The following is a 15560-nucleotide window of genomic DNA, read 5'->3' as shown; positions in this document are numbered from 1 at the left end:
CGGTCGGCCCACCCCGAGGCCCGAATCCCGCAGCGTCTCCACCTCACGCAACGGGTAGGCGGGCGGGCACAACAACATGAATCGGGCGCGACGCGCCCACCCCGCACGCCACCGCACAGACACAAAGCCCCAGCATCAACCCGATCGGCACCGTCCACCCCCCGGTGACCTGCCGAAGCGCCCCGGCCGCCAACGGCCCGAACGCGGCGACCACATACCCCACCGCCTGGGCCATCCCCGACAACTGCGCGGCCGTGTTCGGATCCGGCGAGCGCAGCACGATCAACGTCAGCGCCAGCGACACCGCCCCGCCCTGCCCGAGGCCGAGCAGCACCGCCCATACCCACGCCCCGCCCACCGGCGCGACCATCAGCCCCACGTACCCCGTCGCGACCAGTCCGATCGATCCGATCACCAGCGCACTCTGATTGCGCATCCGCCCGGCGATGATCGACCCGGCGAACGAGGCCGGGATCTGGACGAACGTGTTGAACGCGAAGATCGCCGCCGCCGTGCCCTTGCTCATCCCGTGATCGGTCAGGATCGTGGGCATCCAGGCCAGCAACACATAGAACAGCAGCGACTGCAGCCCCATGAACCCGGTCACCAGCCAGGCCAGTCGCGACTTCCACAGACCGGACACATGCGGCATCGCCGCCGCCACCGCCCCGCGCCGCCGGCGTACGTGCGGCAGCCATACCGCCACCGCCGCGCCGGCCAGCAACGCCCAGCACCCGAGCGCCGGTTGCCAGCCGTGGCCGATCGCGTTCTCCAGCGGTACGGTCGCCCCCGCCGAGACCGCCGCGCCGAGCACCATGGCCGCGCTGTACACGCCGATCATCGCCGCCGCCCGCTGTGGGAACTCGCGCTTGACCACACCCGGCATCAGCACGTTCAGCACCGCGATCCCGCCGCCCACCAGCGCCCCGCCGGCGAACAGCGCGCCCAGGTTCGGAATCACCCGCAGCAATATCCCGGCGCCGACCACGACCAGCGCACCGAGCAGCACCAGCTCCGTCCCGAACCGGCGCGCCGCGATCGGCGCGAGCGGCGAGATCAGGCCCAGGAACAGCACCGGTATCGCGGTGATCAGGCTGCCCGTGGTCGCGGACAGGTGGAACACCTCGCGCAGTTCGCCCACCAGTGGCGACACACTGGACAACCCGGCCCGCATGTTCAGCGCGATCAGCACGATGCCCGTGAGCAACAGCGCGCCACCGGTTGCCTTCACGGTGGTCGTGGCACCGCCGGTCGCCCGCACCTCGGTCGTGCTCATGCGTCGTGCTCCGTCGAATGGGACCGGCCCGAATCGGACTCGGTCGGGTCGTACAACAACGCGTCCAGCGCGACCACCGCGGGTTCGAGAATCTCCCGCACCGCCCGCTCGGCCGCGTCCGGATCGCCCGCCTCGATCGCGTCGGCCAGCGCCACGTGCAGCGCGTGCGACGCGTCCGGCAGCGTGCCGTCGTCGAGCACCGTGCGGATCGCGCGCCACAACGAGTCGCTGAACCAGCGGTAGGTGGCCACCATCGCCGAGTTGTGCGACGCGAGCGCGATCGCGGTGTGGAAGGCCACGTCCTGCTCGACCAGGTCGTCCAACTCGCCCTCGGCCGGCTCGCCCCGGTCGAAGTCGTGCGGCTCCGGGGTGTCCGCGCTGCCGTCGGCGGCGGCACGACGCACCAGCGCGGCCCGGATCCGGCCCAGGTCGTCGGCGGTGCGGCGGTGCGCGGCCAGCCGGGCGGCCTCCACGTCCAGCGCGCGGCGCATCTCGAAGATGTCCCGCAGGTCCGCGTGCTCGATCCGGCGGACCAGATCGCCGGGGTCGGTGGTGGAGCGTACGTAGGTCCCGTCGCCCTGGCGCGACTCCAGCATCCCGGCGTGCACCAGCACCCGGATCGCCTCGCGCACCGTGTTGCGGCCCACCCGGAGCCGCTCGGCGATCACACTCTCGCTGGGGATCCGCGCGCCGATCGGCCAGGTGCCGGCGGTCAGTTGGGACCGGAGCTGATCGATCGCGTCGTCGACGAGGGATCTGCGGCCGGCTGCCTGGAGCGACATTGGACTCTCCCGAATTCGTGGGGTTGCCCAGTCATCCTACAAGTAGCTGCATAGTGCATACGACAGGGTGGAAAAGCGGCCGGCGTACGAACCCGTACGCCGGCCGCCCGCTCCGTCTCCGCCGTCACCCGACTCCCCGCAGCGACCGAACCGACGCGTAGGCGAGTCGGGTCGCGTCGGGTCGGCGGTTTCCACGGGGGGATCAGGCCGTCGTCCGGCGTTCCCGGCGCGGGGCCAGGAACAGGCCCGCGAGGAGGGCGCCGAGCAGGACCAGGGCCGAGTTGATCAGGATCGCGACGCCGACCCCGGACAGGACCGCGTCGGGGCCGGTGCTGCCGCCCATCCGCGCGGTGGCGATGGCGCTCATGATCGGGATGCCCATGGTGATGCCGACCTGCTGGGTCATCGTGGCCAGGCCGGTGGCCAGCCCCTGTTCGGCGTCCGGCAGGCCGGAGGTGGCGGTGACCATGAAGCCGACGATCATCAGCATGTTGCCGATGCCGCCGACGAAGGTGGCCGCGAGCAGCAGCCAGATCCAGGCGCCGGAGCTGCCCAGGGCGACCAGCGACACGGTGGCCAGGGCCTGTACGACGCCGCCCGCGACGATCGTGCTGCGGGTGCCGAACCGGCCGACCGCCCGGCCGCCGAGCGTGCCGCCGATGACCGTGCCGATGCCCAGGACGCCGAACGCGAGCCCGGTGGCCAGCGGCGAGTAGCCCAGTACCTCCTGGAGATAGAGCGTGAGCAGGAAGACCAGCGAGGTCTCGGTGACGAACGCGATCAGGCCGGCGACGTTGCCCCACAGCACGGTGCGGCGCTTCATGATGGAAACCGGGACCAGCGGCGAGGCCGAGCGCTGCTCGATGAACCGGAAGGCGACCAGGAGCACGAGGCCGGCGAGCAGCGCGCCGAGCGTGGTGGGCTTGCCCCAGCCCTCGGCGCCGGCCTGGGTCAAACCGAAGACCAGGGCCAGCAGGCCGCCGGTGACCGCGATCGCGCCGGGCACGTCCAGCTTGGGCCGGTCGCTCGGCCGCGAGTCGGTGATCACCCTCGGCGCGAGGATCAGCACCAGCGCGGCGACGGGGACGTTGACGAAGAACGCCCAGCGCCAGGACAGCAGATCGGTGAGCAGTCCGCCCAGGATCGCACCGGCGGTGAATCCGGCCGACATCAGCGCGCCGTTGAGGCCGAGCGCCTTCTCCCGCAGCGGTCCCTCCTTGAACGCGGTGGTCAGCAGGGCCAGGCCGGCCGGGGTCACCGCCGCGGTGGCGAGTCCCTGGAGCACCCGGGCGATCAGCAACATCTCGGGCGACGTGGCGAAGCCGCCGAGCGCGGAGGAGGCGCCGAGGACCGCCATGCCCCCCAGGAACAGGCGCTTGCGGCCGAACAGATCCGCGACCCGGCCGAACAGCAGGGTGAAGCCGGCGGCGGTCAGCGCGAACGCCGTGGCCACCCACTGGAGGTTGTTCAGCGAGAAGCCGAGTCCCCGGCCGACCACCGGCAGTGCGACGTTCAGGATCGAGAAGTCCACGGCGATCATGAACTGGGCGCCGAGGAGCAGGGTGAGCACCAGTTTCTGCTGCCTGGTCATCCGGTGACCGGCGGTCGGCTCGGGGAGTGCGATGGACGGAGCCTCGGCGGGCCTCGTGCGGTGATCGAGGGTGGACATGGGAACCTCCCGAGATGTTCTGACAAGCCCTAACGGGTCTTTATTCCCGTTAAGATGCCCCGAAGGTAGCACTCTCGATCGACTTAATGGAACAGGAGTCCCGTTATGACCTCCGACGATCTCGCCGGCGCTCCCGCCCCCGGCTCCGCCGATCCCGGTACGGTCCGCCCCGGCGGACGTACCGCCCGGGTCCGCGAAGCGGTGTTGCGCGCGACCGGCGACGCGCTCGCCGAGAAGGGCTTCGCCGGCCTCGACCCGGCCGAGGTGGCCCAGCGGGCCGAGGTCGGCAAGACGACCGTCTATCGGCGCTGGGGCAGCACCACGGGACTGGTCGCCGACCTGCTGGTGGACATGGCCGAGAGCTCGGTGTCGCGGACCGAGACCGGGTCGCTGCTCGGCGACCTGCGGGCCAACGCGCACCTGGTCCGCCGCACCCTCACCGACCCACGACAGGGCGCGCTGTTCAAGGCGGTGATCGCGGCGGCGACGGGCGACGCGCGCACGGCCGAGGCGCTGCACGCGTTCTACGCGACCCGGATCAAGGAGTGGGCGCCCTGCGTCGAGGCCGCGATCCGGCGCGGCGAGGCACCGGCGGGAACGGACCCGCACGAGGTGATCCGGGCGGTGTCGGCCCCCTTGTACCACCGCCTGCTGGCCACTGGCGACCCCCTCGACGAGGCGAGCGCGGACCGCGCGGCCGTGGCCGCCGACGCGGCGACCCGGGCGGGAGCCTACGTACGGTAGGCCCGTCCGGCGGCTCGACCGTGAGCACGTATGGTCGATGGATGTTGCTGAGCACCGTGATCCTGCCGATCTACCGCTGGACCGAGGGCCGGAAGGTGTGGCGCCGCGCCGAGGACCTCGGGTTCCACGCCGCGTACACCTACGACCACCTGTCCTGGCGCAGCTTTCGCGAGCACACGTGGTTCGGCGCGGTGCCCACGCTGACCGCCGCCGCGGCGGTCACCGAGCGGCTGCGCCTGGGCACGATGGTCACCTCGCCCAACTTCCGCCACCCGGTGACCCTCGCGAAGGACCTCGCGGCCGTCGACGACATCTCCTCCGGTCGGCTGATCGCGGGCATCGGCGCGGGCGGCACCGGCTTCGATGCCACCGCGCTCGGCCAACAACCCTGGAGCGCACGCGAACGCGCGGACCGGTTCGCCGAGTTCGTCCCGCTGCTCGACCGGTTGCTCAGCGAACCGGCGGTGACCGTTCGGGGCACCCACTACACCGCCGAGGACGTCCGGATGATCCCGGGCGGCCGGCAGCGCCCGCGCGTGCCGCTCTACATCGCGGCCGGCGGGCCGCGCGGGATGCGACTGGCGGCCCGGCACGGCGAGGGGTGGATCAGCTACGGCGACACCCGCGACCCGGGCGGCATCGCGGTCGAGGACTGCCCGAAGGTGATCGCCGACCAGTTGGCCCGGCTCTCCGACGTCTGCGCGGCCGAGGGCCGCAAGCCGGAGGAACTGGCGAAGGTGCTGCTCCAGGGCTCGACCCGGGAGCGCCCGCTCGACTCGCTGGACGCGTTCGTCGACTACGCGGGCCGCTACCGGGAACTGGGCATCACCGAGTTGGTCATCCACTGGCCGGTGCCCGACTCGGTGTTCGCGGCGGATCGCGCGGTGTTCGAACGCATCGCCGTCGAGGGCCTGCGGCAACTCGACTGAGCCGGACCGGTCCCGGCCGGCGGCGCTCTTCCGCCCGGCCCGGGACCGCCGGACTCGACGAATCGTTTCTGAGCGAGGATGTACCCGTGACGATCACGAATCGCCCACGCCTAGTGGCCACCGACCTCGACGGCACCATCGTGCGCGACGACGGGTCCATCTCCGACCGCACCCTCGCCGCGCTCGAACTCGTCGAGGCCGGCGGCGCCGAGGTGGTCTTCGTGACCGGCCGCCCACCACGCTGGATGAGCCGCGTCGCCGAGGTCACCGGCCATCACGGGCTGGCCATCTGCGGGAACGGCGCGGTCGTCTACGACCTGCGCTCGGAGCGGGTGGTGGGCACCCACACGATGGACGTGACCGCCGCCCGCAAGGTCACCCGGCTGTTGCGCGAGGCGGTACCCGAGGTCAGCTTCGCGGTCGAGACCGAGACCGGCTTCATGCACGAGCCGGACTACCCGGCCCTGGAGCGCGACGTGTCGATCGTGCACGCGGTGGGACCGGTCGAGGAACTGCTGACCGGGCCGGTACTCAAGCTGCTCGCCCGCCACCACAGCCTCGACCCCGACGTCTTCCTCGCCCTCGCCCACGACCGGGCCGGCGCGTACGCGGAGTTCACCCACTCGTCGCCCTCGATCGCGCTGGTCGAGATCAGCGCGCTGGGGATCAGCAAGGCCAGCACGCTGGCCTGGTTCTGCGCACAGCGCGGGATCCGCACCGAGGACGTGGTGGCGTTCGGCGACATGCCCAACGATCTGCCGCTGCTCGCCTGGGCCGGCCAGGCATACGCGGTGGCCAACGCACATCCGGACGTGCTGGCCGCGGTGACCCGGCATACCGGGAGCAATCAGGACGACGGCGTCGCCCAGGTATTGGAAAAGTTGTTCGGCTGAGCCGGTCCGCCGACCGACGGAACCGGCGACCCAAGCAAGCGCATCCCCGAACGCGTGACCACGAAGACACGCTTACGCATGAAGGTTGCACAGAGTAGCTACACGATTGCTTACCGTGACATAGATTGACGCCGTGTACTCCCCCTCCCGGCCAGGGTCCCCACTGGCTGTGACGATCGACCGCTATCGGGTCGGCAAGGCCCTCTCGTTCCGACCCATCGCCGAAGGCCTGCTCAACCGAGGCTACGAGGTCGTCACCACCAGGGGACGCTGGTTTCTCAAGCATTATCTCGACCAACGACCCGACACCATCCGCTTCCAACACCGGATCACCCAGCGGCTCGCCGCTCGCGGGATACCCGCGATCGCGCCGGTGACCGACCGGCGCGGGCGTACCGTACTCGCCTCGCGCGGACGCTGGTTCGCGCTCTACCCCTGGGTGGAGGGCACCCACCGACGCGGCACCGAACTCGACGCGCGTGGTTGCGCCCGGGTGGGCACGCTGCTCGGCGGGGTGCACGTGATGTTGCCCAAGCTGCTGCCACCCATCCAGCAGCCGCTGCTCGTGCCCACCGCCGACCCGCGCGAATCGCTGGCCACCATCGAGCGATTGCTCACCCGGATCCGGGCCCGCCCCGGCGGCACGCCGTTCGACCGGCTCGCCGAACTGCGGCTGATCGAGCGGCGCGCGCTGCTCCTGCGGCACGCGCATCGGCGACCGCGCGACCACGAGGCGCCGCACACCGGCTATGTGCACGGCGACTTCCATCCGTTGAACCTGCTCTACCGGGGCAACGACCCGGTGGCGATCATCGACTGGGACCGGCTCGCCGCACTGCCCGACACCGAGGAACTGGTCCGGGCCGCGCTGATCTTCTTCACCGACCCGATCTCCGGCACGCTCGACCTCGATCGGGTACGCGGCTTCGTCGGCGGCTACCGCGCCGTGCTCGACCCCGGGCCCACCCAACTCGCCGCCGCCGTGCACCGGTTGTGGTGGGAGCGGCTGAACGACTTCTGGATGCTGACCCGGCACTACCTCGACCACGACCCGCGCTGTGCCCCGCTGTTCCCCGCGTCCGCCGCGCTGATCGTGTGGTGGACGATGGCCTACGACGAGGTGCTGGAGGCGTTCCTGGGCTGACGAACCGGCCCGATCCCGACCCGACCCGACCCGCGCGAGCCACCGATCGTGGCCGGCGCGGGTTTCGGGTCTTGCTGTCCGGGTCGGATCAGGGAGGCGTATTGCCGGTCGGCTGCCCGGTCGAGCCGCCGCCGCTGCTGCTGCCCTTGGTGTTGTCGGGCGGCGGCGTGGGCGATGTGGGCGGCTTGGTGGGGGTATCGACCGGCTTCGTCGGCGTCGAAGTCGCTTGGTGCGTCTGCCCCGTATTCCCGCCCGAGTCGCGCGCCGTGTTCGTCGGCGTCCCCGGCGTCCGCGAAGTCTGCGACGGGTAGGTCGGGGGCGGCGTCGTCTTGCCGGTGGTGGCCGGGTCCGGCTGCTGATTGGGCTGCCCCGGCTGCGCGCCGCCGGGGGCGGGTGGCGTCCCGGTCGTCGTGTTGTTCGTCTTCGACGGACTGTCGCCGCCCCCGCCCACCCCCTTGACCAGGAACACCGCGCCGACCGCGACCAGGATCACCGCGAGCGCGGTGGCCAGGTAGATCGGCATCCGGCGCTTGGGCGGCGCCGACTCCGGCGGCAGGATCGGCATCTGCCCGGTGTCGCCGCCGTTCGGCCGCTGCGCCGATCCGGTGTTCGGGTGCCCGGCCAGCGGCGGCATCGCCGCGGTGGGCGCGGCCGAACCGGGATGCGCGGACGCCGCGGCCGTGCCGGGGGCCACCTGGCTCCAGGAACCGAACTCGGGCCGCCGGCTCTCCTGGGTGGGCACCCGAGGCGGCACCGCGACCGAGACCTGCTGGCCGGCCAGCGCGCGCCGGATGTCCATCCGCATCTCGTCGGCGGTCTGATACCGGTCGTCCGGATTCTTCGCCAGCGCCTTGAGCGCGATCGCGTCCAGGTGCGGCGGCACCCGCGGATCCATCATCGACGGCGGGCGCGGGTCGTCCTGAACGTGCTGGTAGACCACGGACAGCGGGGTGTCGCCATTGAACGGCGGGCGCAGCGCCAGCAGTTCGTAGAGCAGACAACCGCTGGAGTACAGGTCGCTGCGCGCGTCCACGGTGCGGCCCAGGGCCTGCTCCGGCGACAGGTATTGCGGGGTGCCCATCACCATGCCGGTCTGGGTCATCGTGGTCGCCGCGCTGTGCATCGCGCGGGCGATGCCGAAGTCCATCACCTTGACCGCGCCCGAGTTGGTGATGATCACGTTCGCGGGCTTGATGTCGCGGTGGATGATGCCGTGCCGGTGGCTGTACTCGAGTGCTTCCAGGATCCCCTCGGTGACCCGAAGCGCCTGCTCGAGCGGTATCGGATTGCCTTCGCCGAGGAGTTCGCGCACCGTGCGGCCCTCGACGCACTCCATCACGATGAACGGCACCAACTCGTCGCCGACCCGGTCCTCGCCGGTGTCGTAGACCGACACGATCGCGGGGTGGTTGAGCGACGCCGCGTTCTGCGCCTCGCGGCCGAACCGCGAGCGGGCCACCGGGTCCTGGGCCAGGTCCGGGCGCAGTGTCTTGACCGCGACCGTACGGCCGAGCCGCACGTCGTGCGCCATCAGCACCTCGGCCATGCCGCCGCGACCGAGCTGGCGGCCGAGTTCGTAGCGGCCCGAGCCGACCGTCTTGACCTGTGTGCCGGGCGCCTCGTGGTCGTCCGGTCCCTTCGCCAGGGTCATCGCTCCTCGCCCTGCACGTCGGGGCGGCCCGCCCGGGGCCGCCGAACTGTGGCGATGGGGTCCGCCGCGAGCAGGGCAGAGCGGAAAACACCACGCGAGCGGGGGAGCACGACGGTTCCAACGATCGGCGCGCCGCAAAGGCACGCCGCCTCGGGTGTCGGGGTGGAGGTCGGGGACTCGGCGATCATCCTCGGCAGTCCCCTCACGTGGCGCCGGGGCGTGGGCCCGCGCCCAGGTGCAGATGAAATGTGGTGCATCCTCGCTTCAAGTCCCGAAACGATACCGGGATCAGCGGTACTCCCGGGTGAAGAGCCCATGGTAACGGGATTCCGGAGCCCCGGCCGATGCGTCCCGCGCGCCGGACCGGGTCGGCCACGAGTTCCGGCCGGCACCGGTCAACGCAACATCAGAATCGACGCGAGCACGGCGAGTACGCCCAGCACCGTCGCGGCGAACGCGGCACCGGCGCCCGCCTTGCGGCCCGGCCCGCCCGGTGCGCTGTGCGCGCCCGCCGACCGGGCCCGCGGCCCGAACCCGGACAACATCCGCACCCACGGCGGCACCCCGACCGGCGGTCGTCCCGGTCGTTGCCCCATCGGCCCCGGATGTCCCATCGGCCCCGGGGGCATCGGGTGTCCCGGGAGCGGCGCGGCCGGCGGCGGGACGCCGGCGCCGTAAAGGACCGAATCCCACACGTCCTCCGGCAGGATCCGACGCACCGATTCGCGCATCCGCCCGGCGGTGTCGAAGCGCTCCTGCGGATCCTTGCGCAGCGCGTGCAGCACCAGGTCGTCGATCGCGCCCGGCAGGTCGGGGCGGTACGCCGAGGGCGGGGTCGGGTCCTCGCGCATGTGCCGATAGGCGATGTGTACCGCCGTACCGCCGTCGAACGGCGGCACCCCGACCAGGAGTTCGTGCAGCAGGCAGCCCACCGAGTACAGGTCGCTGCGGGTGGAGGCAGGATGCCCGAAGGCCTGCTCGGGGGAGAAGTACTGCGGGGTGCCCATGATCCGGCCGGGATCGGTGAGCGCACCGTCGGTGACGAACAGCGCACGGGCGATGCCGAAGTCCATCACCTTGACCGCGCCGCCGGGGGTGATCATCACGTTGACCGGTTTGATGTCGCGATGCACCAGGCCGCGGTCGTGGCTGTACTCCAGCGCCTCGAGCACCTTCGCGGTGATCGCCAACGCGCGCGGCCAGGGCACCGGCCCGTGTGCCTCCAGCAGATCGCGCAGGGTCAGGCCCTCGATCAGCTCCATCACGATCCACGGCACCGACACCCCGTCCTCGCCGGGATCGGCGCCGGTGTCGAACACGGTGACGATGGTGGGATGGTGCAGCCCGGCCGCGTGCGCGGCCTCGCGGGCGAACCGGGAGCGGGCGACGGTGTCCTCGGCCAGGTCGCTGCGCAGCCGTTTGACCGCGACCCGGCGATCGAGCACCAGGTCGTGCGCCTCGTACACCACGGCCATGCCGCCGCCGCCGATCCGGCGCCCGGTGCGATACCGCCCGCCGCCGAAGACGCGCCCGCCCGCCCGAGCCGGGTCCCCCGAAACGGTCACCGTCAGGCCGCCCTCCACGCTTCACGACTCGGACACGACGTCCGCCCGGGTCGACCTACCGAAAAGCGCTCCCGTCGCATCGCCGACAGCCTGTCAGAGACACGACGAGAGCGCACCGGGCCGGCGCCATCGGACACCGACCCGACCCACGTCCCGGCCGGGACGCCGATCCGGCGTCCCGGGTCCGGTCGCGACCGGACCTAGAGGTACGGACCCGACTGGGTGTGCGGCGGCTCACCCGGTCCGCCGGGGACCACGCCGGGCGGCAGCGCCCGACGCATCGTCTCCAACTGCGCGCGGGCCGCCATCTGCTGCGCGAACAGCGCGGTCTGGATGCCGTGGAAGAGCCCCTCCAGCCAGCCCACCAGCTGTGCCTGCGCGATCCGCAGCTCGGACTCGCTGGGCACCGAGTCGTGCGTGAACGGCAACGACAGCCGCTCCAGCTCCTCGACCAGTTCCGGGGCGAGCCCCTTCTCCAGTTCCTTGATCGAGCTGGCGTGGATCTCCTTCAGACGCACCCGGCTCGCCTCGTCGAGAGGAGCCGCCCGCACCTCCTCCAGGAGCTGCTTGATCATGCTTCCGATGCGCATGACCTTCGCGGGCTGTTCGACCATGTCGGTCACCGCGAGTTCACCGCCCTCTTCACCGAGGCCGCCGCCGAGCGCCATGCCATCCGGCCCGACGATCACCACCTGCGGGTTCTCACCATTCGCTGCGTTGTTCGGCGTCTCCATACATCTCATCCTAGGAGCGTCGGCCGGCTAACCCGTCCTGGTACGCAGCACAGCACGCGATCGAGTCAAAAGCGCCGCGAGCAGGGCCGCCAGGATCGGCAGCACGACGAGCGCGAGACCGAGCTGCGGCCACGGGATCACCAGTTCGGGGGTGGGCAGCCGAAGCTTGGCCTCGGCCGGCAGTTCGTCCCACAGCGCCGACTTCTGCCCGCGCTGCACCACCACCCCCGCGAGCACCCCGGCGGCAAGGCCGAGCGCGGTGCCCAGGAAGGCGATCACCCCGCTCTGGAACGCGGACAACCTGCGCCGCACCCCCGGCGGCGCGCCCACCGCACCGAGCGTGGCCAGGTCCTGCTGCGCGTCGGCGAGCGCGAGGCCGGTGGCCACTCCGGACGCGCCGATGGTGATCACCAGCGCGAAGACGGCGAGCAGCAGCAGGCGCGCGTCGTCCTTGCCCTGGAAGCCGCGCTCGATATACAGGGAGGTGGCCTCGGAGATCCCGGCCAACCGCTCCTGCAGTCGCTCCTTCTGCGCGTCCGAGGGCGAACGCCCGGCGTCGTAGACCACGCCGCCCGGTTTGGGAGTCGCACCGAGCGTGGCGGCTGCCGCCGGCGAGGCGAACATGCCGCTCAGTGCGAAGGGCGCCCGCACCGTCACCGCAGGCAGCCGGACGACGGGTCGAACCGATTCGCGCCGCCCATCGGGTCGAACCCGGGAGCTGCCGTTCTCGAACGTCCACACTTCGGCCGTGCCGTCCGCGCCGACGTAGCCGTCCTTGAACAGCACGATCCCACCCCGGGCCAACGTCTCGGCCGCTCGTGGGTCGTCCGCCCCGGTGAGTCGGCGCAGTGTGTCCGCGTCCCCCACCACGGACTGGAAGAAGTGGTTGGCCGTCTCGGGCCCGAGCCCGCACCTGGGATCGTTCCACCGCCGCACCGGGTCGGCGTCGACATCCCTCGGACACCGGAGCTCGGGCAGTTGTTCGGCCTGGTAGACGAGGCATCCGGCCGGGCCCCGGGTACACGGCCCCTTCAGCTCGTCGAGCAGACCGCCCTTCGCCCCCGGCAGAGTCTGCTCCACCGCGTGGCGCACCTCCTCGGCCTGCTTTGTGGTGACCCGCCCGCTGTCCGGCACGCCGGGAATGGGCGCACGGTCGGAAAATTGGACCACGACGTGGTTCTTCTGCACTCTGGGTCGGTACATGTTCCGCTCGTCCGCCGTCTGGCTGGACCACACCACCGCGACCACCACCGAGCCCGCCACCGCGGCCATCACCGCGGCCACCGCGGGCGCGCTGCGCGGCCGGCTGCGGGCCGCGTCGCGCAGCGCCAACCGCGGGCTCAGCGGCAGGAACCGACCGAGCCTCGCGGCCGTCCCGATCAGCGCCGGACAACACGCGACCAGGCCGAGTTCGGCCACCACCAGGCCGGCGACGATGATCGTGTCGTCCGCGCGATCCGCGCCGTAAATCGCGATGCCGGTGCCGAGCGCGGCGGCCACGATCCCGACGATCGGCAACACGCGCGAGCCGCGACGCACCCCGCGGCGGCCGGTCAACGACGCCGCGACGTCCTCCCGGGCCGCGAGCCAGGCCGGGATCAGCGCGGCGAGCATGCCGACCACGACCCCGACCACGCCGATGCCGAGCAATTCGAGCACCCGCACGTCGTATCGGCCCAGGAGCCGACCGGACCGCTCGGCGAACCACGAGCGCATCAGGGCCGCGACCACCATGCCGAGCGCGGTACCGAGCACGGCGCCGACCACACCGAGCACGACCCCGCCGCCGAGAACCACCCCGCCGATGTGCCGACGGCTGCCGCCCGCCACCCCGATCAGCCCGAGTTCGCGCCGCTTGCGGCGGGCGCCCACGGCGAACGCCGGACCCGCGAGCAGGATCATCTCCAGCAATCCGAGCCCGAGGCCGATACCGCCGAGCCGGAGCGCGCGCGAGTCGGCCCACGTTTGCGGACTCTCGTAGGTCCAGTCCGCCCTGGCCGGCGGATGCCGCAACACCGCGGCGGACCGGATCACGAATCCCTGGCGGTTCGCCGCCAGGACCCGGTCCCAGGGCACGCCGCCCCGGACCCGGATCAGCGTGGAGGTCTCCACCGCGGACCCGCTCGTCCCCTGACGGGAGGTCATCGCGTCGAGCACGGCCCCCGGCGCGGCGATCACCGTACGCGCGCGCAGATCATTCGGCAGATCCACCGTGCCGACGATCCGAAAGGTCCGTCCGCTGGCCTTCTCGATCAGGTCTCCGCCGACCCGATAGCCGGCCGAGCGGCGCAGTGCCTCGGTGACGACCACCTCGTCGAGGGCGCGCGGAGCCCGACCCGCACGCTGGAACACCATGCCCTTCGCGAGCGGCCCGGCGTAGTCGAACTCGCGGATCGGCACGTCGGTCCGACCGTGCGCGGTCGCCACCATTCCCCAGGCGGTGCGGTCGACCGACGTCTCGGTGATCCCCGGTATCACCGAGCCCAGGTCCCGCACCACCGGCATACCGACCGTGCTCGGGGACGAAGTCCCGGGAGCCGTCGACGAACCCCGGTTGACGAACTGCCAGTTGTTGCCCCCCGGCTCCTGCCGGATCGCGGCCGAAAACTGGTCCGGGACCGACGCGCCGTCGCGATGCACGAAGCCCTGCACCCGGGCGTCCGCCTGCCCGATCGAGCGCGAGATCACCTCGTCGGTATCGAGTTGCACGCTGCGCCAGGTCACATCCGCCGCACTCATCCCCAGCACCGGGATCGCGATCATCGCCACGATCAACGCGCTGCGCCCCTTGGCCCGCAGCGCGTCCCGCCGGGCGATCCGCAGGGTCGCCCGCCACGAGCCGATGCTCATCGCGAACCGCCCCGGGAGAGCAGCGACTCGGCGGAGGCCGTATGGCCGGTGTCGTCCACGAGCCGGCCGTCGCGCAGGAAGACGATCCGGTCCGCCCACGCGGCGTGCCGGGCCTCGTGGGTGACCAGGACCACCGCCGCGCCCGCCTCGCAGCGCGCCCGCAACACCCGCAACACCGCCTCGCCGGTGGTCGAGTCCAGCGCGCCGGTCGGCTCGTCGGCCAGCACCAGCCGACGAGCGCCCACCAACGCCCGGGCGATCGCGACGCGTTGTTGCTGACCGCCGGACATGTCGTCGGGGAAGCGCTCCCCGAAGTGTTCGAGGCCGACCTCGGTCAGCGCCGCCTGCGCGGCCGATCGGGCCTTGCGGATCGATCCGCCGTCGAGTTCGAGCGGGAGCGCGACGTTCTCCGCGGCGGTCAGGGCCGGGAGCAGGTTGAGGTCCTGGAAGACGTAGCCGACGCTGCGTCGGCGCAGCGCGGCCAGTCGGCGCCGGCCCAGCGCGCCGAGCGGCTGTCCCTCGACCAGGACCTCGCCGTCGGTGGGCGTGTCCAGTCCGCCGGCGAGCATCAGCAGGGTCGACTTGCCCGAGCCGCTGGGCCCCATCACGGCGAGCAACTCGCCCGGTACGACGGTCAGGTTCACCTCGGCCAGGGCCTGCACCCGGACCTCGCCCCGGCCGTGGATCCGACCCACCGACCTGAGTTCCAACACCGGTGCCACGCTGCCCCCTGTGCGTGTGGTCATCGGCGTGCTCCGCGCCTGCGGGTGGGTGCGGGCCGCTCGGCCACGGGGGCCGGTTCGCGCTCGGCGGCCCGCCGGGCCAGTCGCGCCTCGCAGTGGTCCAGCCAGCGCACCTCGGCCTCCGCGTGGAAGATCAGCGATTCCAGGACGAGTTGCCAGGCCAGGTCGTCCTCGGCGGCGCGGGTCTTGAGCCGGGTGTAGTCCTGCAACGCGCGCAGCGTGTGGGCGCGTTGTCCCTGGACCACCGCGCCGACCTCGATTCCGGGCACGGTGACGGCCATCGCGAGCTTGATCGCGAGTTCGTCCCGGGGTGGGTTGGTACGCGAGACCGGCGCGTCGAACCAGGCCCGCAGTTCGGTCCGGCCCCGGTCGGTGATCCGGTAGAAGACGTGCCCTTCGTCGTCCTCGCCGTCGGGCGCGACCAGTCCGTCCCGGTCCAGTCGACCGAGCGTGGTGTAGACCTGGCCGACGTTGAGCGGCCAGGTGGATCCGGTCCGGGCCTCGAATTCGGTCCGCAGCTGATAGCCGTAGCGGGGACCCTGATCGAGCAGGGCGAGCAGGCCGTGTTTGATGGACATAC

Annotated in this window: 13 protein-coding genes; 4 read left to right on the top strand and 9 right to left on the bottom strand. The window is 71.9% G+C overall.

The genetic code is table 11. The features are described 5' to 3' along the window. Positions 1-43: 43 nt before the first annotated feature. The 3 genes from ABIA38_RS04590 to ABIA38_RS04580 all read right to left on the bottom strand — a co-directional run bounded on the left by ABIA38_RS04590 (position 44) and on the right by ABIA38_RS04580 (position 3727). Positions 44-1276, bottom strand: coding sequence for a CynX/NimT family MFS transporter (locus tag ABIA38_RS04590; RefSeq protein ID WP_424637079.1), 1233 nt, complete (start codon positions 1274-1276; stop codon positions 44-46). Continuing rightward, positions 1273-2058 carry a FadR/GntR family transcriptional regulator gene (locus tag ABIA38_RS04585; RefSeq protein ID WP_424637078.1) on the bottom strand — a complete coding sequence of 262 codons (786 nt, stop codon included), beginning with the start codon at positions 2056-2058 and terminating at the stop codon, positions 1273-1275. The genes ABIA38_RS04590 and ABIA38_RS04585 overlap by 4 nt, the downstream gene beginning before the upstream one ends. 202 nt (positions 2059-2260) lie before the next feature. After that, positions 2261-3727 carry an MFS transporter gene (locus tag ABIA38_RS04580; RefSeq protein ID WP_424637077.1) on the bottom strand — a complete coding sequence of 489 codons (1467 nt, stop codon included), beginning with the start codon at positions 3725-3727 and terminating at the stop codon, positions 2261-2263. Positions 3728-3832: 105 nt separating this feature from the next. On the opposite strand from ABIA38_RS04580, the gene ABIA38_RS04575 reads away from it, so the two are divergent. From ABIA38_RS04575 to ABIA38_RS04560, 4 genes are all read left to right on the top strand, one after another. Further along, entirely contained in the window at positions 3833-4471 is a 639-nt protein-coding gene (locus ABIA38_RS04575; protein WP_424637076.1) for a TetR/AcrR family transcriptional regulator C-terminal ligand-binding domain-containing protein, read from the top strand. A 41-nt stretch (positions 4472-4512) separates the two neighbouring features. Then, positions 4513-5400 (top strand): LLM class flavin-dependent oxidoreductase, encoded by an 888-nt coding sequence (locus ABIA38_RS04570; RefSeq protein ID WP_424637075.1) that lies wholly within the window; start codon positions 4513-4515, stop codon positions 5398-5400. Between the two features lie 86 nt (positions 5401-5486). Then, entirely contained in the window at positions 5487-6293 is an 807-nt protein-coding gene (locus ABIA38_RS04565; protein ID WP_424637074.1) for an HAD family hydrolase, read from the top strand. Positions 6294-6462: 169 nt separating this feature from the next. Continuing rightward, entirely contained in the window at positions 6463-7437 is a 975-nt protein-coding gene (locus tag ABIA38_RS04560) for a phosphotransferase (protein ID WP_424637073.1), read from the top strand. 88 nt (positions 7438-7525) lie between these two features. On the opposite strand, the gene ABIA38_RS04555 is transcribed toward ABIA38_RS04560, so the two are convergent. The 6 genes from ABIA38_RS04555 to ABIA38_RS04530 all read right to left on the bottom strand — a co-directional run bounded on the left by ABIA38_RS04555 (position 7526) and on the right by ABIA38_RS04530 (position 15558). After that, complete coding sequence (locus ABIA38_RS04555; RefSeq protein ID WP_424637072.1) at positions 7526-9088, bottom strand: protein kinase domain-containing protein; 1563 nt, start codon at positions 9086-9088, stop codon at positions 7526-7528. A gap of 395 nt (positions 9089-9483) precedes the next feature. After that, positions 9484-10653 (bottom strand): protein kinase domain-containing protein, encoded by a 1170-nt coding sequence (locus ABIA38_RS04550; protein ID WP_424637071.1) that lies wholly within the window; start codon positions 10651-10653, stop codon positions 9484-9486. A gap of 200 nt (positions 10654-10853) precedes the next feature. Next, positions 10854-11387, bottom strand: a complete 534-nt coding sequence (locus ABIA38_RS04545; protein ID WP_424637070.1) for a bacterial proteasome activator family protein — start codon at positions 11385-11387, stop codon at positions 10854-10856. A gap of 27 nt (positions 11388-11414) precedes the next feature. After that, complete coding sequence (locus tag ABIA38_RS04540; protein WP_424637069.1) at positions 11415-14237, bottom strand: FtsX-like permease family protein; 2823 nt, start codon at positions 14235-14237, stop codon at positions 11415-11417. Further along, positions 14234-14983 carry an ABC transporter ATP-binding protein gene (locus tag ABIA38_RS04535; protein ID WP_424637068.1) on the bottom strand — a complete coding sequence of 250 codons (750 nt, stop codon included), beginning with the start codon at positions 14981-14983 and terminating at the stop codon, positions 14234-14236. Before ABIA38_RS04535 ends, ABIA38_RS04540 begins: the two co-directional genes overlap by 4 nt. Continuing rightward, on the bottom strand, positions 14980-15558 hold the full coding sequence (locus tag ABIA38_RS04530; protein WP_424637067.1) for a PadR family transcriptional regulator: 579 nt from the start codon (positions 15556-15558) through the stop codon (positions 14980-14982). Before ABIA38_RS04530 ends, ABIA38_RS04535 begins: the two co-directional genes overlap by 4 nt. Positions 15559-15560: the final 2 nt, after the last annotated feature.

It is taken from the genome of Embleya sp. AB8, from assembly GCF_049739465.1.
Taxonomy (GTDB): Bacteria; Actinomycetota; Actinomycetes; order Streptomycetales; family Streptomycetaceae; genus Embleya.
Note: the sequence above shows the minus strand (reverse complement) of the source record. Positions and strands in the feature narration are given on the sequence as shown.